Source organism: Mycobacterium attenuatum (assembly GCF_900566085.1).
GTDB classification, from domain to species: Bacteria; Actinomycetota; Actinomycetes; order Mycobacteriales; family Mycobacteriaceae; genus Mycobacterium; species Mycobacterium attenuatum.
The window spans coordinates 25,366-45,777 of record NZ_UPHT01000045.1 but is presented as its reverse complement, the minus strand read 5'-3'; the positions used below and the strand labels follow the sequence as shown (position 1 = coordinate 45,777).

Below are 20,412 nucleotides of genomic sequence, written 5' to 3'. Positions count from 1 at the left end.
AACTTGCGCACGATGTCCTCCGCGGAATGCCGCTTACGACCAGCCATGTGTTTCATCGTCCCTTCCAGCCCGACCTCGGGCCACAGGACTCTAAAACAAGCCGGACTCATTCACGGGGAACACGCCACCGGCGTTGAAGAAGCCCGCCAGCGCGCCATTACCCGTATTTTGGACACCGGACACGTAGGCGCCGCCGGTCGCGTTCTGGAAGCCAGAGGTATCGGTGCCCGAGTTGTAGAAGCCCGACATGTTGGTGCCCGTGTTGCCGAAGCCTGACACCGTACCGGGTTGGTCGATCGAGCTGCCGACGCCCGTGTTCACGCTGCCCGCATTGAAAAGCCCGGTGTTGAGGTCTCCCGAGTTGAACCAGCCCGTGTTCTCGTTGCCCGAGTTGAACGAGCCCGTATTGACCCCATCCCCGGCGAAGCTGTTGAAGCTGCCGGTGTTTCGCGTGCCCGAGTTTCCGAAGCCCATGTTGTCCAGTCCCGAGTTGCCGACCCCCACATTGAAACGTCCGGCATTCCCGAATCCGAAGTTGCCGTCGCTGCCGTTTCCGAAGCCCGTGTTATGGCTGCCCGTGTTCCAGAAACCGGTATCGACGCTGCCGGAGTTCGCGAAACCGTAGTTAGCGTTGCCCGAATTGAAGAAGCCGACGTTGTTGTCACCGGAATTGAAGAACCCAATGTTGTTGTTACCCGAGTTCCCGAAGCCGATGTTGTTGGTGCCGGCGTTCAATCCGCCGATGCCGATCATGTTGTCTCCGGTGAGCCCGAAGCCGATGTTGTTGTTTCCGTGGTTGCCGAAACCGAAATTGTTGCTGCCTAGGTTGCCGAAGCCCAGGTTGTGGGAGCCGTGGTTTCCACTGCCCACGTTGGAGCTACCGAAGTTCCCCCCGCCGGAATTGAAGCTGCCCCGGTTTGAGCTGCCTACATTTCCGGCGCCGAAATTGCCGAAGCCGACATTACCGTTGTTGAGGTTTCCGAAGCCCAGGTTGAGATCGCCGAAGTTGCCGATGCCGAAGTTGGCGGTGCCCAGGTTGCCGCTACCCAGGTTGAAGAAGCCCCGGTTTCCGCTGCCCAGATTGGCGTTGCCGACGTTTCCGCTACCGACGTTGAAGTCACCAGTGTTTCCGCTACCGACGTTGAAGTCACCGGTGTTTCCGCTACCGGGGTTGAAATCACCGATGTTGCCCGTGCCCAGATTCCAGCTGCCGGTGCTCCCAAAGCCGGTGTTGATCCCCGGAATGCTGATCGCCGGCACGGACAGATGCGGCAAGGCCGGAAGGGCTGCCGTCGGCAAGATCGCGTGTAAGAAGCCCGACTGGTTGTCACCGGTGTTGAAGAACCCCGAGCTGAATAGACCCGCATTGGCGATGCCCGAGACCAGCTCACCGGAGTGGCCCAGGCCAAAATCGTTGGTGCCCTTGTTGAACCAGCCCGAGTTGATGCTGCCGGAGTTGAACCAGCCCGCGTCGCCGTCGCCTGAGTTGCCGATGCCCGAATTCAAGCCGAGGCCCGTGTTCGTGTTCTGGAAGCCCGAGGTGGCGGGACCGGTGTTGTTGAAGCCCGATACGTCGGTGCCGGTGTTGTTGAAGCCCGAGACCGAACCGGGTTGATCGATGGAGCTTCCGAAGCCCGTGTTCACGCTGCCGGCATTGAACAGGCCCGTGTTGGTGGCACCCGAGTTGAAGAAGCCGGTGTTGTTCGGGCTCGAGTTGAAGGAGCCGGTGTTTCCAGCCGATATGCCGAATGTGCCTCCGCCCGAGTTGAAGTCACCGGTGTTGAAGTCGCCCGAGTTGAAGAATCCCATGTTGTCGGACCCGCCGTTGCCGAAGCCCACGTCCTTGATGCCCCCGTTGCCGAAGCCGAAATCGAGGTTGCCCCCGTTGCCGGCGCCGGTGTTCCAGTTGCCCGCGTTCCAGAAACCCGTGTTGATATTGCCGGAGTTCGCAAATCCGAAATTACCGCTGCCCGAGTTGAAGAAGCCGAAATTGTTGTCACCGGAGTTGAACAGCCCGATGTTGTTGTTGCCCGAGTTCCCGAAGCCGATGTTGCCGATGCCCGAGTTCAGCCCGCCGATGCCAACTTGGTTGTCGCCGGTGAGCCCGAAGCCGATGTTGTTGTTGCCATGGTTCCCGAAGCCGAGGTTCTTGCTACCGAAGTTGCCGACACCGATGTTGTAGGAGCCGTGGTTGCCGGATCCCACGTTCTCGGGTCCCCAGTTTCCAAAGCCGACGTTGCTGCTGGAGTGGTTTCCGCTGCCCAGGTTTGCGTTGCCCCAGTTTCCGAACCCGAAGTTTCTGTTGCCATCGACGGGTCCGGTGTTGCCGCTACCGAAGTTGAGGTCGCCGCGATTTCCGTTACCGAGATTGAGGCTGCCGAAATTCCCGTTGCCCAGGTTGAAGAAGCCTCTGTTTGCGCTGCCCAGGTTTCCGTTGGCGACGTTTCCGCTGCCCAGGTTGGCGTTGCCGACGTTTCCGCTGCCGAAGTTGAGGTCACCGTGGTTTCCGCTGCCCAGGTTGTAGTTGCCGATGTTTCCGATGCCCAGGTTCCAGGCGCCGGTGTTGCCGAAGCCGGTGTTGATCGCCGGCACGATCGACGCCGCGGCAGCTGCCACCGGGCTGGCCGACACCACGCCGTCCACTTGACCCGCCACACCTTGCAGCGCACCCCGCCACGACGCCAACTGCTCAGCGATGACCGACACCCCACTGTGGTACCCAGTCATCGTGGCCACCGCCGACGCCCACATCCCCTCATACTCGGCCTCGGCCGCCGAAATCGCCGGCGCGTTCTGCCCCAACAGATTCGACATCACCAACTGCACGAACTCGTTGCGATTGGCCGCCACCACCACCGGCCGCACCATCGCCGTCCGCGCGGCCTCGAACACACTGGCCACCGCGTTGGCCTGGGCCGCTGCCCCAGCAGCCCGCGCGGCAGCGACATTGAGCCACCCCGCATACGGAGCCGCAGCCGCCACCATCGCCTGCGCTGCAGGACCCTGCCACGCCTGACCCGCCAACCCGAACGTCACCGAGGAAAACGACGACGCAGCAGACCCCAACTCCGCAGACAACCCGTCCCAAGCCGTCGCGGCCTGCAACATCGGGGTCGAACCGGCACCAGAAAACATCCGCAACGAATTGATCTCCGGAGGCAAGACTGAAAAATTCATCGCGCCCGTCCCTTCGAAGCCTGGTCGTCACCGGCCGATCGGCGAAAACCGAGCATCGCGCGAACCCCTCCGGCCCAGTAGGGCCTTCAGACCCTAGTCATCGGGACGAAAGTTCAGACCGTTGGCGGGAACGGGCCGCCGCGCGGCCGGCGGACATCGACGCGAGCTAAGACGATCTAAGACCGATTCCGCGCCCCGGCTGGCCGACCGGCACAGCAATGCACACCGCAGCTGCCATCAATGCGTGTTGGGTTGCGCCACCAAAGCTTTCATGCTTCGGTCCGTACTCGACCGATCGGCGCAGGGCGGGACGCTGACTCGGGCCGCAGCGGCGCCGGCGGATGCAACGTAAACCGGATACCGGTTCCGTTAGGGCTGACCGAGGATACCCGCCTGGTTGTCGCCCTGGTTGAACAAGCCCGCGCTGCCGTCACCGGAGTTGCCGAGACCGGAGCTGCCAAGGCCCGAGTGGAACAGGCCCGAGCTGAAGCCAAGTGCGGCCGTGTTTCCGATGCCGAAAACAAAACTGCCCGAGTTGCCGATGCCGGTGTTGTTATTGCCGGAGTTGAACAATCCGGTCTGGCCGTCGCCGGTGTTCTGGAAGCCCGAGTTGGAGTCTCCGTGGTTCTGGAAGCCGGAGGTGTCGTTGCCGTTGTTGAAGAAGCCGGAGACGTTGGTACCGGTGTTGCCGAAGCCCGACGAGGTCGCGCCGGCGGGGGTGATCGCACTACCGACACTGGTGTTGAGATCGCCCGAGTTGAACAGTCCGGTGTTGACGTCACCCGCATTGCCGAAGCCGGTGTTGTGGTTGCCCGAGTTCAAGAAGCCGGTATTCAACGCGTCGGCGTTGAACGCACCGGTATTGTCGTCGCCCGCATTACCAAGACCCAGGTTGGCGGCGCCCGCGTTCCCGAAGCCCATGTTGGCAGAGCCCGCATTGCCGAAACCAAAGTTGATGGAGCCACTGTTGCCGAAGCCGGTATTCGTGCTGCCCGAATTCCAGAAGCCCGTGTTGGTGTCACCCGAGTTGGCGAAGCCGAAGTTGCCGGTTCCGGAGTTGAAGAAGCCGAAATTGCCGTCGCCGGAGTTGAAAAAGCCGATGTTGTTGTTGCCGGTGTTCCCGAAGCCCATGTTGTTGAGGCCCGCGTTCAACATGCCGAAGCCGACCTGGTTGTCACCGGTGAGCCCGAAACCGATGTTGTTGTTGCCGTGGTTGCCGAAACCGAAGTTGTTGTCGCCGATGTTGGCGAAGCCGATGTTGGAAGAACCAATGTTGGCGCTACCGATGTTGAAGGCGCCCTGGTTCGCATCCCCGAAGTTGTTGGAACCAAATATGTTTCCGCTGCCCAGGTTTCCGCTGCTGAAGAAATTTCCGAAGCCGAAGTTCCCGTTACCGAAGAAGTTTCCGCTGCCGACGTTGAGATTGCCTCTGTTACCCCAGCCGAAGTTGGTGTTGCCGATGTTGCCGCTGCCCAGGTTGGCAAAGCCGAAGTTGCCGTTGCCCGAGTTGAGGTTACCGATGTTTCCGCCGCCCAGGTTGAGGCTGCCGAAGTTCCCGTTGCCCAGGTTGAACGATCCGATGTTGCCGCCACCGACGTTCCAGTCGCCGGTGTTTCCAAGCCCCGTGTGGGACAACGCAATACCGAACGGCGCTGCAGCCGGTGACGCGGCCGCCGCGCCGACGGCCGACGCCGCCGCCTGACCCAGGCCCGGTAGCCCGGACAACGCCTGTTGCCACGACTGCAACGCCGATGCCGCCGTCACCGCCCCACCGTGATACCCGACCATCGCGGAAACATCCGCGGCCCACATCTCCTCGTAGAGGCCCTCAGCAGCCGCAATCAACGGCGCATTCTGACCAAACACGTTGGACAAGACCAGCTTCACGAACACGTTGCGGTTCGCGGCAACCTCCAGCGGATGAACCATGGCCGACCGCGCCGCCTCGAACGCGCTCGCCACCGCCTTGGCAGAAGCACAGGCACCCACCGCCCGGGCCGACGCCGCCTCCAAGAATCCCGCGTACGGAGCCGCCGCGGCGGCCATGGCCGCCGCCGCCGGCCCCTGCCACGCCTGGCCCGCCAGCCCCGAAGTCACCGACGTGAACGACTGTGCCGCCGCGCCCAACTCCTCCGCCAACCCATCCCAAGCCGCCGCCGCCGCCAGCATGGGCGCGGACCCCGCACCGGTAAACATCCGCAGCGAATTGACCTCTGGGGGCAAGACAAAAAAATTCATCAGCTAGTCCTTTCGTCCGGTCGCCACACCGCATTCCTCCCCGGGCCGCGCGACAGGCCTCCCCGCGAGCTTCGGGCGACCGCGCACGGCACTACACCGGTTATCGCAGACTTTAGAAAAATCGCCGCATCAATGTGGGAGTTCCGTCAAAGTCGTTGACCCTTGTTGCTAACAGCAACATCGACCGGCCAGACACTCAGCCCACGAACGGGCGAGTGGCCAACACATAGATCGCCACCACCGACACCGGCGCCACCAACGGCAGCCACGGCAGCTGCAACGGGAATGACGTCGCGACCAACCCGGCCAAAGCAAATCCCACGGCGGACACGATCGTCGGCACACTGACCACCACGAGACCGACGCCGTGCCGGCACACCAAGTAGCCCGCCGCGCACAACCCCGACAATGCGGCAAGCCCCTGCGACGGGTCCGACATCACCAGCACTGACACCGACAACAGCACAGCAATCGTCGCCGCCGGCCGAAACGCGATCCCCGCCGCCACGGCAAGAGCGGCCGCAACCCCGCCGGCAACAGCGGGCCCGTGCGACCCGACGACGGCGGAAGCCACCATCAGCAGACCGAACAACAAGGACCCGACCCGGCTCACCTGACCGCCAGCAATGCTCATGTCAGCGCCATCCCGCCAGCTGTCCGCCCCCCCGACGACGACGATCCGGCAAGGTGCTCATCGACTGCTCCAGCGGCCGATCCCCGGGCCACGACAACACGTTGACACCGACGGTGGCCATGTCGCGATACATCGCAGAACGCTGCAGCGCCCACAGCCGCACCACCAGCGGATCCTGTTCGCTCTCGAACGGAGCGGCGTCGAGAACGTCGACGGCAACCACGACATGGCCGCGTTTGCGTAAGTCGATCAGCGCCAAAGCGAATTCGGTGTCGAGCAGGGTGGAGAACGCGATGACGATGGCCCCTGCGGGAACGGCGGCACGCGGCGCCAATGTCCCGGTCGTCTTTTCGAACCCGTCGCCGGTGCCGAGCACGGTATCAAGTACTCGATAGAACTGACGCTGGCCGATGTCGGCGCCGAGCCACCGGGGGCGGTTGCCTCCGAGCGCGACGATCCCGGCGCGGTCACCGTTTCGCAGGGCGGTCTGTACCACCTGAGCGGCGCCCCGCGCGATCCGCTCGGTGGCCTCGGTAGCCGGGCCCGGCGGCTGCCGGTAGGTGTCGATGAGCACGACCACGTCGGCGGCGCGGTCGGTCAACCGCTGCGTGACGTGCAATCGGCCGCGCCGCGCGCTGACCGCCCAGTTGACGGCACGCAGCTGGTCCCCCGGAACGTAGGGGCGAATATCTGCGTATTCCACGCCGGGGCCGATGTACCGGGTGAGGTGCGCGCCGAGGCGGTCGAGCAACTCGGTCTGCGGGATTGCCGTGGCCTGCGGCGGTGTCAGCGGGAAAACCACGATTTCGGCTGCGTCGACGGTTGCCGTCCCGGTCAGCAAGCCGCCCCGCGCGACCACATCGAGCCGCGCCCGGATCGGGTAACGCCCCCACCGCGGCGCCGACACGGAAACCGTTGTGGCTGGACGGCAATCCGATTCCACAACGTCGAGCTGCATACCGGTAGGCGCCGACACCGTGATATCGATCAGTTCCGAACTCGGCTGGCCGTCGGAATCCGTTGTGGCCCAAACCTTGACGTTGGCATGCTCATCCTCGAAGCAGCGCTGCGATTCAGGCTCGCCGTGCACCCGGACAGCCGGAACCGGTGGCTGCCAATAGATTGAGCACAGCACCCCGAGCAACGGCGCCGCAAACGCGATCAGCTGCCACCGACCCGCGATGACGGCGGCCGCCAGCGCCGCTGCGGCACCGGTAGCGACCGCCAGCGTCAGAGGTGAAGCGCGCCAACGCAATTCGGCGTCACGAGTTTGGATCATTCGTCCCACCAGTTCGTGGAACAGGCAAGCGCCGCAACAGTTCTGCGATCACGTCGACGCCCTGGATCTTGCGCACCCACATCTCCGGGCGCAATGTGATCCGGTGTGCAATCGACGCGGTGGCCAGCGCCTTGACGTCTTCGGGGATCACATAGTCGCGACCGAGCAACAGGGCGCGCGCCCGCGCGAGCTGAACCAGGTCGAGTTCGGCTCGCGGACTGGCACCGACCGCGACCTGGGGATGATTTCGCGTCGCGGTGGCCAGCGACACCACATAGTGCAAGACGTCCTCGTGGACCGTCACCTGCTCGACCGATTCCCGCATCGCCAGCAGGTCGTGCAGGTCAACGACCTGGTTCACCGCCGGTTCGGCCGACCCGCGGTCAAGACGACGGCGCAGCATCGCGGTCTCGTCCCGCTCGGAGAGGTAGCGAAGCTCGAGGCGGATCGCGAACCGATCCAACTGCGCCTCGGGCAGCGGGTAGGTGCCCTCGTATTCGATCGGGTTGTCGGTGGCCAGCACGATGAACGGTGTAGGCAGCTTGTGCGTCTTGCCGTCGATGCTGACCTGGCCCTCGGCCATCGCCTCGAGCAATGCCGCCTGGGTTTTGGGCGGCGTGCGGTTGATCTCGTCGGCCATCAGCAGGTTGGTGAAAATCGGACCGGGGCGAAACTCGAAGCGGCCGGACTGCATGTCGTAAATCGTCGAGCCGAGCAGGTCGGCCGGCAGCAGGTCCGGCGTGAACTGCACTCGCTTGAATTCCAGGCCTAGCGCGGCGGCGAAGGAGCGCGCGATCAGCGTCTTACCCAGACCGGGCAGATCCTCGATGAGCACATGGCCGCGGGCCAGAACGGCGGTGAGGATCAACGTGAGCGCGGCGCGCTTGCCCACCACCACGCGTTCGATTTCGTCGAGCACCGCCTCGCAGCGGGCCGTGGTCGTCGCGACCGGCATCATCATGATCAAGTCACATCCGTCGTACCAGCGTCATACCAGCTCGAATTTTTGCAGTATCGCCTCTAACGTCGCCCGGCCGGGACCGGGCTGATGCTCACCGGAGCGCACGACGTTGTTCGGGTTGACCCACTCCCACAACTCGGCGCCGAACAGCATCTGACCGGTGGCATGAAACGCCGCCGGGTCTTTGGCCAGCCGTTGACCGGTCGCGATTTCGTACCGGCGCGCAAGCATCGGACGCAAGTGCCGGTCCCAGTCCGCCCGGGTGGATTCCGACCACCGGATCGTGGTCTCGGTGCTCGACAGCCAGCGGCGCAATCCGTCGCCGAGATCGTCGTGGTACGGCTCGGTGGCCGGCGATGATCCGTGGCCGAGGACGCGGCGGACATTGAGCAACACCAGACCCACCGCCACACCCGAGGCTGCGAGCACGAACCGGCGATCCGGCACGATCAGCCCCAGCAGCTCGACTCCAACGATGAGGCAAACACCCAGCGCGACAAGCTTTTTCACAAGACGGCCCGCTGGGTGCGGAGCGCCAGTTCGTCGAGCACCAGCCGCAGGACCCGAACCGCGAGTTCGCGGTGCCCCTCATTCATCAGGTGCGGACTGAACCGCGCTTCGGCGAACAGATTCACCAGCTGTCCGGCGTTGTCGGCACGCAGGGCGCCGTGCGCGACGGCGCGGGCCAGCACCTCGGTGGGTGTGTCGAAGGCCTGGGGAACGGCGCCGGGAACGTCGGCGAGCTCGCGCTCCATGGCCGCGTAGCAGGCGATGATCGCCTCCCGCGGATCGCGGTCCTGATCGGTCATCTCGGCCAATCCCAATTCGGCGGCGCGAGCCAGCAATTCCGGACCCTCGGGCGGCCCCGGGAACTCGACGTCGGCGGCGGAGACGCTCGCCGGGGGTGCGGCGCGCCAACGCCGCCGAGCCATGACGGCTGCCGCCACGACGATCATGATCAACAGCGGAACCGTGTACGCGAGCAGGATCTCCAGGGTGTGTCCGGGATTGTCCGGCGAGTACTGCCTCGGCGGCGCCGCGGGGCGGGACGCCGGCGGTGGCGCGCTCTGATCCGCCGGGGGCAGCGAGGAAGCCACTTCCTGCGGCAGGACCAGGCGAGCGAGTAGCGTCGCGACCAGCAGCCAGGCCACGATCACGCCCAGCCCGATGAGCAGCACCCGCCAACTCGGCCTTCCCTTGCCGCCGCCGAGCATCTCGGACAGGTTCCCCGCACCAGGCGCCTCCGCGCGTGGATCACGCAATCGCGCGATCATCGCGAACGCCATCAGCGCGACACTCGCGCTCAGGGCGACGATCACGAACGTCAGCGCCGCCCGGCCGCTACCCGGCTCCGAGTGGGAACCGCCGTCGGCAGCCGGCAGATAGCCGCGCAAGGCAGCAGCGACCAGGATCAACAGCAGGAGCAGGGCGACAACGCGTCCTGTCGGCTTGTCGATACCGGGCATCTGGCACACCTGCCTGCCGCCGCTGCGGCCTGGGATTTCTTCATACTGGCACGTCAAAGACCCGTGTCGCCACAAGCGGTCGAAGTTGCTGCTCCCCGGCTACTCTCTCCGGATTCCCCCGGAACGCCCGGAAGCTGCCGTCGAGAACCTCGCGGTGGCCGAACGTGCGACCGGTTACCACCGCCGCATCAACGAGTGCCAATTCCACTGCCGCCCTGGCAAATTCATCGGCCGGGGCGGTGTCGGCGAATTCCCGGGCATAGTAGGCCAGCCCCGGAGTGAGGATGGGTTTCGACGGCGCCAGCGCGTTGACCGCGATGTTATGGCCGGCGAGATCGAAGGCTGCGTATTGGGTGAGATGCTCGAGCGTCGCCTTGCTCCGCCGTATCCGGGCAGCACCCGCCACTGCGATCCGGATAGGGCCCCTCACCGGGTAACCGGGAGGCCACCGAGGTGATGTTGACGACCCAGCCGCGGCCCGCCGCGATCATGTCGGGACAGGCGAATTGCATCAACTCGTAGGCAGCGAAAGGTCGAAGTGACGGCGATAGGCCGCCAACGGGATACTGAGGAAACCGGGCCAGCCGGGTTTGCCGTCGGTCGGCCTGGGCGGCTTGGCGCGGGGCTGCGCGCCCGGTATCGGCGGGCGACCGGGCGCAGTGAACGCCGCATTGTTGACCAGGATCATGATCGGCCCCAACGCATCTCGCGCTTGGGTCACCAGCCGGGCGACGTCGTCGTGCTCGGTCAGGTCGGCCCGCACCGCGATCGCACGTCCGCCGGCCGCCTCGATATCGGCCACGGTTTCACCGATGGTCCCCGGCAGCCGCACGGCCCAATCCGCGGCTGGCGCCAGTCACCACCGCGCTGCGGCCGGCCAGCCGCCGCGTCACCGCGTCACCCCGTGCACCAGGATGGCGGCGGTCTGATCGACCCACGTATCGTCGAGCTTTTCGTCCGGGCGCAGCAGCATCCGCAGCATGGTGGCTCCCCCGATCAATTCGATCAACCGGTTCGGGTCGACATCGGGATGCGCCTCACCGCGATCGACGGCCTCCTGCAACCGCAGTCGGACAGCGCCGAACAGGTCAGCGAAGCGCGACATCACCCGCGCGTTGAGCTCCGCATCGGCGGTCATGTCGGCCACCAGGCCGGGTAGAGCGGCCCGTACCACCGGGGTGGTGAACACGTCACGGGTGGCGGCGAGCATCATCGCGATGTCCACGGCGATATTGCCGGCTGGAGCCTCCAGCGCGGTGGGCGCTGCCGGGAACGCGGCCTCGTGAACCAGCTCGGCCTTGCTCGACCAACGCCGGTACAACGCCGATTTCGTGGTCCCGGCACGCTCGGCGACGGCGGCCAGGCTCAGGTTCGAATAACCGATCTGCACAAGCAGTTCCGCGGTGGCCGCTAGGATCGCTGAATCGATGCGCGGGTCCCGGGGCCGCCCGGCGCCCGGGGCCTTGTCAATGAAGGACGGGTCTGCTTTCATAACGCTACCTACCGTATCGTAATTGCAGCGCGAAGGAAGACCTGTGGCCAACGAACCGGCGATCGGGGACATCGAGCGCCTGCAGCGTTCGAGTAGGGACACCACCACCTTGCCCGCGGTGATGTCGCAATGGCTGTCGACGGTGCTGCCGAGCGGCGCCGCACCCGAGGTGAGCGTCGAAAGCGGCGTGGACTCCACGGGCATGTCGTCGGAAACCATCATCGTGACCGCGCGTTGGCATGAGGATGGTCAACCCAGTGCGCACAAATTCGTGGTCCGGGTGGCCCCCGCCGCCGCGGACGTACCGGTATTCCCCACCTATCGACTCGATCACCAATTTGACGTGATACGGCGGGTCGGCGAGCTGACCGATGTCCCGGTTCCAAACGTGCGCTGGCTCGAGCCCACCGGGCAGGTGCTCGGAACTCCGTTCTTCCTGATGGATTACGTCGAGGGCGTGGTGCCGCCCGACGTGATGCCCTACACCTTCGGCAACAACTGGTTCGCCGACGCGCCAGCCGAGAGCCAGCGCGAACTACAGGACACAACGGTCGCGGTGCTGACCAAGCTACATTCGATCCCTAACGTGCAGAACACCTTTGGATTCCTCGCCAAGGATTTCCCCGGCGATACCGCACTGCGCCGGCATTTCAACTGGGTCCGCGCGTGGTACGACTTCGCGGTGCCCGGCATCGGCCGCTCGCCATTGCTGGAGCGAACATTCGACTGGCTCGACGACAACTGGCCGCATGCAGCGGCTGCGCGCGAGCCGGTGCTGCTATGGGGCGACGCCCGGGTGGGCAACGTTTTGTACCGCGACTTCCGGCCGGTGGCGGTGCTGGACTGGGAAATGGTCACGTTGGGTCCGCGCGAGCTCGACGTCGCGTGGATGATCTACGCGCACCTGGTCTTTCAAGAGCTGGCCGCGCTGGCGACGCTGCCGGGACTGCCCGAGGTGATGCGCGAGGACGACGTACGCGCCACCTATCAACGGCTGACCGGCGCGGAACTTGAAGATCTGCACTGGTTTTACGTGTATTCCGGAGTCATGTGGGCGTGTGTGTTCATGCGGACCAGCGCGCGGCGCATTCACTTCGGCGAGATCGACAAACCCGCCGACGTGGAATTGCTGTTCTACCACGCCGCTTTGATGAGGCGTTTGATCGGAGAGGGCGACTGATGCTCGGGCCACTCGACGAATATCCGGTACACCAGCTGCCCCAGCCGATCGCCTGGCCGGGTTCCTCCGACCGCAACTTCTACGACCGTTCCTACTTCAACGCCCACGACCGCACCGGAAACATCTTTGTGATCAGCGGTATCGGCTACTACCCCAACCTGGGAGTAAAGGACGCGTTCCTGCTGATCAGGCGCGGCGACATCCAAACCGCGGTACACCTTTCCGACGCCATCGACCAGAACCGGTTGCACCAGCACGTCAACAGCTACCGCATCGAGGTCGTCGAGCCGCTGCGCAGGCTGCGCCTGGTGCTCGACGAAACCGAAGGCATTGCAGCCGATCTCACCTGGGATGGGCTGTTCGACGTCGTGCAGGAACAGCCGCACATCCTACGCTCCGGCAACCGGGTGACACTGAACGCGCAACGGTTTGCCCAGCTGGGCAGCTGGCACGGCCGGATTGTGATCGACGGCGAGGAGATCACGGTGGACCCCGCTACCTGGATCGGCAGCCGTGATCGGTCCTGGGGTATCCGGCCCATCGGTGAGCCCGAACCTGCCGGCCGGCCGGCTGATCCGCCGTTCGAGGGCATGTGGTGGCTGTACCTGCCGATGGCGTTCGACGATTTCGCGGTCGTGCTGATCATCCAGGAGCAGCCCGACGGATTTCGCTCGCTCAACGACTGCACCAGGATCTGGCGCGACGGCCGGGTCGAGCAGTTGGGCTGGCCGCGTGTCAGGATCCACTACCGTGCGGGCACGCGTATCCCTACCGGGGCAACCATCGACGCGACCGCGCCCGACGGCCGCCCGATGCATTTCGACGTGGAGTCCAAACTGCCGGTGCCCATCCACGTGGGCGGCGGCTACGGCGGCGATTCGGATTGGCTGCACGGCATGTGGAAGGGCGCGAAATTCGTCGAGCGGCTGACCTACGACATGACCGACCCGGCGATCATCGCGCGATCCGGTTTCGGCGTCATCGACCACGTCGGCCGCGCGCTGTGCCGCGACGGCACTGCCGAACCGGCCGAGGGTTGGGGCCTGTTCGAGCATGGCGCGCTGGGACGTCATGACCCGTCGGGTTTTGCCGACTGGCTGTCGGTTGCACCCTGAGCAGCGACCCGACGGCGATCCCGGCAGCCACAAATTCTCCCTAAGTATCCGCCGATACGGTTCACTGGAGGGCGTGACAAACCCACGCTGGATTGTCGACGTGGTCATAGTGGGCGCCGGCTTCGCCGGACTGGCGGCAGCTCGCGAGCTGGCCGGTCAGGGCCATGACGTGCTGGTCTTCGAGGGCCGTGACCGGGTGGGCGGGCGCTCCCTCACCGGCAATGTCGCCGGACTGCCGGCGGATATGGGCGGCACGTTCGTCGGCCCCACGCAGAACGAACTCCTGGCTCTTGCCGACGAGCTGCGAGTGCCGACCATCCCGACCTACCACCACGGCAAGAACGTGATCCATTGGCGGGGAACGGTGCGACCGTACAGCGGCACCATCCCGAGGCTTTCGCTGGCCGGACTGCTCGACATCGCGCGGTTGCGCTGGCAATTCGAGCGGCTGGCCCGTAACGTGCCGATTTCGGCGCCCTGGGATGCGCGGCGAGCTCGCGAACTTGACGGCGTGTCACTGGATCAGTGGTTGCGTGCGGTGCGCGCCACCGCGTCGTCGCACGACTTGATGGCCATCATGGCCCGGGTGACCTGGGGCTGCGAGCCCGAAGACGTGTCGATGCTGCACGCGACCCGCTACGTGCGCGCGGCCGGTGGTCTGGACCGCCTCCTCGACGTCGAAAACGGCGCCCAGCAGGATCGATTCGCGGGCGGTACCCAGCAAATCGCCGACCTGACGGCGGCGGAGCTGGGAAGCCGTGTGGTGCTCGACGCGCCGGTGCGTCGCATCGACCGCCACGGTGCCGGTGTGACGGTCAGCTCAGATCAGGGACAGGCCGAGGCCGGGTTCGTCATCGTGGCGATCCCGCCCGCCCACCGCGCGGCCATCGAGTTCAATCCCCCGCTGCCGCCGGAATACCCGGAACTGGCCCGGCATTGGCCGCAGGGCCGGTTGAGCAAGGCCTACGCCGCGTATTCGACGCCGTTCTGGCGAGCCAACGGATTGTCCGGCCAGGCGTTGTCGGACAACGGCCCGGTGTTCATCACCTTCGACGTCAGCCCGCACGACGACGGGCCGGGCATTCTGATGGGTTTCGTCGACGCCCGCACATTCGATTCGCTGCCCACCGAGCAGCGGCGCCGCGAGACGCTGCGCTGTTTCGCGTCGCTATTCGGCGACGAGGCTCTCAAGCCTCTTGACTACACTGATTACCGTTGGGGCAGTGAACAATTCGCCCCGGGCGGTCCCACCGCCGCAGTACCGCCCGGTTCCTGGACCAAATACGGCCGGCTGCTGCGCGAACCGGTTGGGCCGATTCACTGGGCGGGCACGGAAACCGCGGATGAATGGACCGGCTATCTCGAGGGCGCCGTCAGATCCGGTCGGCGCGCGGCCACCGAAGTCTCCGCACTGCTATGAGCTGATCCGCCGGACGGTGGAATCCCGCGCGACCGATTCGGCGAGGGTACGCAACTGACGGTTCACCTCGTGGTGCTGTTCCAGCATCGAGCAGTGGCCGCCCGGCAATTCCACCAGATCGACGAGATTGGGTGCGGCACTGGCGATTTTGCGCGACTGGCTGATCGGTGTCAGCCGGTCGCGTTTGCTGCCAATCACCAGGGTCGGCACCGTCAAACCGTCGAGGTTGATATGCCGCGGCCCCAGTTCCTGCACGAGCATCCGCGCGCAGCCGCCGCGCCCTGCCGGTGACGTCTGGGCGAAAAGCTCGTAGACCAGCCGCGCAGTACTCGGATGGGCATCTGCCCCGACGGCCATCATGGCCACCATGAATTGGGTCGGGATCCGCGCCGCGCCGGGAACCCGGAAGCCCCCGAACGCATTGATCAGGCCCCGGCCGGCCACCAGGCGTGCCGCCGCCAATTCCCGTGGCACCGACAGCAACTTCACTTTGCTCAGCAGGTCGCCGGTAGTGGTGTTGATCAGGGCAACCGCGTCGGCACGCCGGTGTACCTTGTGGCGGTACCGTTCCGACCAGGCCGAGATGGTGATCCCGCCCATCGAATGTCCGGCGATCAGCGCGCGCTCGTGCGGCGCAAGCGTCGCATCCAGCACCGAATCTAGGTCGGAGGCAAGGTGTTTGAGGGTGTAACTGTCACGTCGCGGGATGCCGCTGCGACCGTGCCCGCGGTGGTCGAAAGCGATCACCCGATAGTCGGTGGCCAGCTCCGCGATCTGATATGCCCAGACCCGGATGGAGCACACGAAACCATGGGTCAACACGATCGGATAACCGTCGGGCGGCCCGAAGACCTGGGTGTGCAGCGGGGTCCCGTCGGCGGCGCGAACGGTCACGGTGCGACTGGGCGGCAACGCATCGGGCAATTGGTTCGGCACACTGCCACGGGTGGACTTCATCGCCGCTCCCCCTTCGAACGCGGCCTCGTCGCCGCCCTCCGGATGGCGCCGAGTTTACCTGACGGTAATGTGGGGCCGGTCACATTTGCGTGAACACAATCTGGTAACGACGCTGACCAGCCGACATTTCGGCGTTGGCCCGGTGTGGGACGCTGACAGCGTGTCCCAGATGTCCCGCCGGGCGTTCTTGGCGGCAACAGCGGGTGTGACCTGCGCCGTCGGGGGCGGCGGGGTCGCCGCGTGTGCCAAGACAGCGCCTCCGGACAACACGGCGGTGCTGGTCATCGGTGCCGGAATGGCGGGTTTGGGTGCCGCGCGCAGCCTTGCCGACGCCGGCTGGCCGGTACGGGTGATCGAAGCCCGCAATCGGGTTGGCGGCCGGGTCAATACCACCCGCGACTGGGGCGCGCCGCTGGAAATGGGTGCCTCATGGATTCACGGCACGACGAACAATCCGCTGGTGGAGCTGGCCCGGAAAGTACAGGCGCACCTCGCGCCGACCGACTACAACCAGGCGGCGAAGCTGGTGATCGATCCTCGGCTACAGCCGCTCGACTATCACGAGGAAACCTGGCGCACTCTGGTGGCGCAGGCGCGTGACGAGGTCGGCGGCGGCAGCCTGGGCGCCGCGGTCAATGCCCAGGCCGAACGAGACGAGTTGTCCAATAGCCAGCGCGCCCAATTGGCCTACTACGTCAACACCGAAATCGAAGACGAGTACGCTGCCGACGCAGACCAGCTCTCGGCCACGATGTTCGACCGGGGCACCTATTATGGCGGGCCGCAGGTGGTCATTACCAGCGGATACGACGCCGTGCCGCACTCACTCGCCGAAGGGCTTCCCATCGTCTTCAATACGGCGGTCAAAGCTATTGTGCAGCACGGTAACTCGGTGACCGTACGAACGGGTGAGCGATCCTTCGAAGGACCCGCCGCGATCCTCACCGTTCCGCTCGGGGTGCTGCAAGCCGGCGCGATAACCTTCGACCCACCGCTTCCGGACGCACACGTACACTCGTTGCGGGCCTTGGGGTTTGGCGTACTGTCCAAGAGTTACTTCCGCTTCGCGCAGCGGAGCTGGGGCCTGGAAAACGCGTTTTACCAATTCCTGGGCGCCGACACCGGGATGTGGGCACAGTGGTTGACGTTGCCGGCCGCCGCCGGGCCGATCGTGCTGGCGTTCAACGCCGGTCGCCGCGGCCGGTACGCGGAGTCGTCGGCGCCCGAAGAGTTGATCGCCGGCGCACTGCCCATCGCCCGGCAGTTGTTCGGCGATGACGCCGCGATCGTCGACGTGAAATCGTCGAGCTGGACCGCCGATCCCTATGCGCGTGGCTCGTATTCGTTCCACGCGCCGGGCTCCGGTCTTGACGATCGCCGCCGGCTGCAGGAACCGATCGGCGACCGGCTTTATCTCGCCGGTGAGGCCGTCGGTGAGGACAACCCCGCCACCGTGCACGGCGCCCTGCTCAGTGGACGACACGCTGCGGCCGAATTGATGCGCCGGCTGGGGTAGGCGTGCGGGTGCGGTTGCCGATACGGGCGATCAGTACCCTTCCAGCGCCGCCACGCTGCGCCAGCTCGGCCACGTCGTCTCCCAGATCCGATGGATGCGGCCGTGGCGGTACGCCGCGATCAGCACCACTTCAATACGGGTCGGCGGCTCGCCCGGGCGAGACGTGGTAATCCATAGCCGTCCGGCGACCTTGTCGGCGGCGGCCACCCACGCCTGCTCGTCGTATTCGACCGCGTAGCTGATGTCGGTGGCATAGACAGTGCGGTGGCTGTCACGGAATTCGGCGAAGTCCTGGGCCAGCCCGTCGGAGTACATGACGAAGTCGGGGTCGTAGTAGCCCTCGATGAGATCGGCGTTTTTGGCCACGACCACACGGTCGAACATCTCGCGAAGCAGGGCCACCGACACCGGCCGATCGTAGCCGAACCATCAGTGAGCCTTTAGCCGCGCGGCCATTGGGCGGACCAGCGTTCAGGCCGGCAGCTCTTGTGCGCCGCGATCCAGGTTGTGGAACTGTGCACAGGGCTCCTTAGCTCCCAGCAGGAACGGCAACGCCTTCGTCCCGAAACCCAGCTTCGCCGAGAGCCGCCCCAAGAAGCCGCGTTCGGCCACCACCGGCCGCACCTGGCACGTGGCGAGATCGATATAGTACGTCGCCGTCTGACCAATTCCCTCGAAATCGTGGGTCAGCGCGATCGCGAGCATCCGTGTCGACTCGTCAAGACATCCGGCCACCACATCGGTCATCAGGACGTACTCCGACACCGGCACCAAGTTTTTCAGCATCCGGTGCACCAGGATCACGTCGACGCCGGCGAGTTCGACCCGCCGCTTGACCTTCTGCTCGGCGACTTCGCCCTCGTGGGTGACGAACTTCAGCCACAGGTTGTCGATCTGCGAACAGCTTCGACAGTCGCAGGCGATATCCTTCTTCAGCCGTTCCCGCCGCGCCAGGAACGCTTGTCGCATTGTTGCTATCCGTTCGCAGACAATGACTTTCGCGTTACCCCCGGGCGCCCAGAAGAATGCGGCATCGCCCTCGAGCTTGGCCAGCTTGAGACCTTTGCCGGCGTCGATGACCGCCTCGAGCAACTCGGCCACCGTCCGCTGCGCGTGGACCAGATGCAAGCGATTCCAACTCATGTAGTGCGTGTATCCACCGATGTCGGCGATGAGTAACACGGCGCGCCTAACGGCCATGAACTCGGGATTTTAGTGGTCCGATCCCACCTCGTCGATGCTGGCCGGTAGGCGGCCGGGCGCAATCGCCCCGGCGCCGCGGCCAGCGCCCGTCCCCGGGCCGTCAGGATGCCTTGGTGTACCTGCGGACCAATTCACCCTCCCCGAAGGTGCTCACGTAGTCCAAGCCGGCGTCATCGCGGCCGAAAAACGTCCACTGCTTGGGGCTTCTGTTCGGCTCGCTGATCAGCTTGACCTTGAAGGGAACGTGGGTCGGGCGCACGGTGCCGATGACGTCACCGACCCGAATCTCCGACGGATGAATTTCGGGTGCGTCCCACCAGTTCTGTACGGCCATGTCATACATCCTTTCTTACGAGCGTCGGCGCGACGCATCCAAAGCGCGGTCCCGCGCCGAGCATGAGACCCAAAAGCGTTGCTGCTGAACAGCGTTGCATTGTCGGCAAGGCACCCACGGCCGATCAGGCCTGCATATCGGCCGAAGCGGCGTGGGGGACGTCATCGTCACGGCCGAGCCGGCCGCACAGTGCGCTTTCGGCCCGAGCGGCGCGCACGATGTCGTCGCTGGTCTGGAATTCCTGGGTGTCGCGCTCCTCACAGATGGCGGGCAAGCCCGCGCATCGGCGCAACACCAACTTGGCCAGAGCAGCCGACGTTCGACACGGGACCACCAGCAGATTCGCCGAGGCCTGGCTACCCGTGATCCGCATCAGCCGCTGGTGGCCGACAAGCCGGTCGCCCACAGCCACACCGCCGGGTGCCGGGCGGTTGAGCGCATCGAGATCCGGTGAGCTCTCGAGCGGGGACCAGTTGACGGTGATCGCGGTGATCTTGCCCAAACGCGTGCGCAGGGCATCAACCAGCTCGGGAAGTTCGCGCGCTATCGAGGCAGTGTGGGGCCACCACGCCCCGTCCAGTGGCGCACCCAGCTCCGTCGCCAGTGCAACCCGCACGGGGCTGGCCAGGCGTCGCCCGCCCACGACTCGGTTCATGGCGCCGACATTGCCGGCATCGTCCCGACGGAAACCACCGGCGTGATGCGGCCGTGCTCCAGCGACATCGTCGCCACCACCAGTCGACCCCAACACAACTCGCGATGATCCATAGACGATCCCTTCACTTCGGCCTGACCCGGCACACGCGTGTGGGGATCGACAAACGAAGCCAGTCACAGACCGTTGCTTTGCGACGCGGTCGCGAACCCGAGATCGGAGCTGGCTACGAAAGAAAACCTCACCACGGACACTACACCCCCGGAGGCGCAGACCGCACCGAGATGAGCGATCCCATGACCGCCCGGACGTCCGGCTTCCCGCGCCCGTCACGCCCGCCTACCCCACCGGTGCGCTACCTGTCGAACGCCGTGAGCGACCGTTGCGACGGTCCGACGGAGGCGCTGGGCGGATGGATCAACGCGTTGGATCCGGCTTGCTCCATGACATGAGCGGTCCATCCGATGATCCGGCTCATCACGAATCTCGTTGTGAAACATGCGATATCGAAATCCATCAGGCGATATGCGGGGCCGGTGGGAAAGTCCAGATTCGGCCGGATCCCCGTCGCGGGCGAACATGTCGCGATCCAGGGGCGTGGTAGATGTCGAGCCAGCTCTGACCATCTCGGGCAGCGGCCACCCGCATCAGCGCCCGCTTGATGGTCGACACCCCGGAGTCGCCGTTCTTATAGTGACGCCAAGACATCAGCGTCCCAATCGATTTCGTGCAGGCATCCGACCACGGTCCAGAGCGCGCTACCCGAATTGTCCGATGCTGCCCGA

General features: G+C 65.3%; 16 protein-coding genes and 3 pseudogenes. 4 read left to right on the top strand and 15 right to left on the bottom strand.

The window, feature by feature from the left end; genetic code table 11:
* Positions 1-291 precede the first annotated feature (291 nt).
* The 9 genes and pseudogenes from EET13_RS07285 to EET13_RS07245 form a co-directional block, all read right to left on the bottom strand.
* Positions 292-3,177, bottom strand: a pseudogene (locus EET13_RS07285) (PPE domain-containing protein); the annotation flags it as partial.
* Positions 3,178-3,546: 369 nt separating this feature from the next.
* A complete protein-coding gene (locus EET13_RS07280; protein ID WP_122441641.1) occupies positions 3,547-5,415 on the bottom strand; it encodes a PPE family protein in 1,869 nt (622 codons plus the stop codon).
* 196 nt (positions 5,416-5,611) lie between these two features.
* A complete protein-coding gene (locus EET13_RS07275; RefSeq protein WP_122441640.1) occupies positions 5,612-6,049 on the bottom strand; it encodes a hypothetical protein in 438 nt (145 codons plus the stop codon).
* A 1-nt stretch (position 6,050) separates the two neighbouring features.
* A complete protein-coding gene (locus EET13_RS07270; RefSeq protein WP_122441639.1) occupies positions 6,051-7,328 on the bottom strand; it encodes a DUF58 domain-containing protein in 1,278 nt (425 codons plus the stop codon).
* Positions 7,312-8,289 carry an AAA family ATPase gene (locus EET13_RS07265; RefSeq protein WP_122441650.1) on the bottom strand — a complete coding sequence of 326 codons (978 nt, stop codon included), beginning with the start codon at positions 8,287-8,289 and terminating at the stop codon, positions 7,312-7,314. The genes EET13_RS07270 and EET13_RS07265 overlap by 17 nt, the downstream gene beginning before the upstream one ends.
* Before the next feature lie 27 nt (positions 8,290-8,316).
* Entirely contained in the window at positions 8,317-8,799 is a 483-nt protein-coding gene (locus tag EET13_RS07260; protein WP_122441638.1) for a hypothetical protein, read from the bottom strand.
* Positions 8,796-9,755: a DUF4129 domain-containing protein gene (locus EET13_RS07255; RefSeq protein ID WP_122441637.1), complete on the bottom strand. Its 960-nt coding sequence runs from the start codon at positions 9,753-9,755 to the stop codon at positions 8,796-8,798. Before EET13_RS07255 ends, EET13_RS07260 begins: the two co-directional genes overlap by 4 nt.
* A gap of 40 nt (positions 9,756-9,795) precedes the next feature.
* Positions 9,796-10,648: pseudogene (locus EET13_RS07250) on the bottom strand (SDR family NAD(P)-dependent oxidoreductase).
* Positions 10,645-11,247 (bottom strand): TetR/AcrR family transcriptional regulator, encoded by a 603-nt coding sequence (locus EET13_RS07245; protein ID WP_122441636.1) that lies wholly within the window; start codon positions 11,245-11,247, stop codon positions 10,645-10,647. The pseudogene EET13_RS07250 and the gene EET13_RS07245 overlap by 4 nt, the downstream one beginning before the upstream one ends.
* Before the next feature lie 43 nt (positions 11,248-11,290).
* Between EET13_RS07245 and EET13_RS07240 the strand changes: the two genes are divergently transcribed.
* The 3 genes from EET13_RS07240 to EET13_RS07230 all read left to right on the top strand — a co-directional run bounded on the left by EET13_RS07240 (position 11,291) and on the right by EET13_RS07230 (position 14,962).
* Positions 11,291-12,427, top strand: a complete 1,137-nt coding sequence (locus EET13_RS07240) for a phosphotransferase family protein (RefSeq protein ID WP_122441635.1) — start codon at positions 11,291-11,293, stop codon at positions 12,425-12,427.
* A complete protein-coding gene (locus EET13_RS07235; protein ID WP_122441634.1) occupies positions 12,427-13,542 on the top strand; it encodes an Rv3169 family protein in 1,116 nt (371 codons plus the stop codon). Before EET13_RS07240 ends, EET13_RS07235 begins: the two co-directional genes overlap by 1 nt.
* A 73-nt stretch (positions 13,543-13,615) precedes the next feature.
* Complete coding sequence (locus EET13_RS07230; protein ID WP_122441633.1) at positions 13,616-14,962, top strand: flavin monoamine oxidase family protein; 1,347 nt, start codon at positions 13,616-13,618, stop codon at positions 14,960-14,962.
* Here EET13_RS07230 and EET13_RS07225 read toward each other — a convergent pair.
* Positions 14,957-15,919, bottom strand: a complete 963-nt coding sequence (locus EET13_RS07225; RefSeq protein ID WP_211186375.1) for an alpha/beta fold hydrolase — start codon at positions 15,917-15,919, stop codon at positions 14,957-14,959. The genes EET13_RS07230 and EET13_RS07225 overlap by 6 nt on opposite strands.
* Before the next feature lie 160 nt (positions 15,920-16,079).
* On the opposite strand from EET13_RS07225, the gene EET13_RS07220 reads away from it, so the two are divergent.
* A complete protein-coding gene (locus EET13_RS07220) occupies positions 16,080-17,435 on the top strand; it encodes a flavin monoamine oxidase family protein (RefSeq protein WP_244603809.1) in 1,356 nt (451 codons plus the stop codon).
* Positions 17,436-17,465: 30 nt separating this feature from the next.
* Here EET13_RS07220 and EET13_RS07215 read toward each other — a convergent pair whose 3' ends face one another.
* The 5 genes and pseudogenes from EET13_RS07215 to EET13_RS07195 form a co-directional block, all read right to left on the bottom strand.
* Complete coding sequence (locus EET13_RS07215) at positions 17,466-17,843, bottom strand: nuclear transport factor 2 family protein (RefSeq protein WP_122441632.1); 378 nt, start codon at positions 17,841-17,843, stop codon at positions 17,466-17,468.
* 63 nt (positions 17,844-17,906) lie between these two features.
* A complete protein-coding gene (locus EET13_RS07210; RefSeq protein WP_122441631.1) occupies positions 17,907-18,635 on the bottom strand; it encodes a DUF2652 domain-containing protein in 729 nt (242 codons plus the stop codon).
* 103 nt (positions 18,636-18,738) lie between these two features.
* Positions 18,739-18,972: a hypothetical protein gene (locus tag EET13_RS07205; protein ID WP_122441647.1), complete on the bottom strand. Its 234-nt coding sequence runs from the start codon at positions 18,970-18,972 to the stop codon at positions 18,739-18,741.
* Between the two features lie 124 nt (positions 18,973-19,096).
* Entirely contained in the window at positions 19,097-19,627 is a 531-nt protein-coding gene (locus tag EET13_RS07200; RefSeq protein WP_244603808.1) for a DUF5994 family protein, read from the bottom strand.
* Positions 19,628-19,982: 355 nt separating this feature from the next.
* Positions 19,983-20,323, bottom strand: a pseudogene (locus tag EET13_RS07195) (citrate/2-methylcitrate synthase); the annotation flags it as partial.
* Between the last annotated feature and the right edge of the window lie 89 nt (positions 20,324-20,412).

Coding starts and splice junctions, on each gene's coding strand:
- EET13_RS07280 (WP_122441641.1), bottom strand. CDS start 5,415: ATGAATTTTTTTGTCTTGCCCCCAGAGGTCAATTCGCTGCGGATGTTT.
- EET13_RS07275 (WP_122441640.1), bottom strand. CDS start 6,049: ATGAGCATTGCTGGCGGTCAGGTGAGCCGGGTCGGGTCCTTGTTGTTC.
- EET13_RS07270 (WP_122441639.1), bottom strand. CDS start 7,328: ATGATCCAAACTCGTGACGCCGAATTGCGTTGGCGCGCTTCACCTCTG.
- EET13_RS07265 (WP_122441650.1), bottom strand. CDS start 8,289: ATGATGATGCCGGTCGCGACGACCACGGCCCGCTGCGAGGCGGTGCTC.
- EET13_RS07255 (WP_122441637.1), bottom strand. CDS start 9,755: ATGCCCGGTATCGACAAGCCGACAGGACGCGTTGTCGCCCTGCTCCTG.
- EET13_RS07245 (WP_122441636.1), bottom strand. CDS start 11,247: ATGAAAGCAGACCCGTCCTTCATTGACAAGGCCCCGGGCGCCGGGCGG.
- EET13_RS07235 (WP_122441634.1), top strand. CDS start 12,427: ATGCTCGGGCCACTCGACGAATATCCGGTACACCAGCTGCCCCAGCCG.
- EET13_RS07225 (WP_211186375.1), bottom strand. CDS start 15,919: ATGAAGTCCACCCGTGGCAGTGTGCCGAACCAATTGCCCGATGCGTTG.
- EET13_RS07210 (WP_122441631.1), bottom strand. CDS start 18,635: ATGGCCGTTAGGCGCGCCGTGTTACTCATCGCCGACATCGGTGGATAC.
- EET13_RS07205 (WP_122441647.1), bottom strand. CDS start 18,972: ATGGCCGTACAGAACTGGTGGGACGCACCCGAAATTCATCCGTCGGAG.
- EET13_RS07200 (WP_244603808.1), bottom strand. CDS start 19,627: ATGAACCGAGTCGTGGGCGGGCGACGCCTGGCCAGCCCCGTGCGGGTT.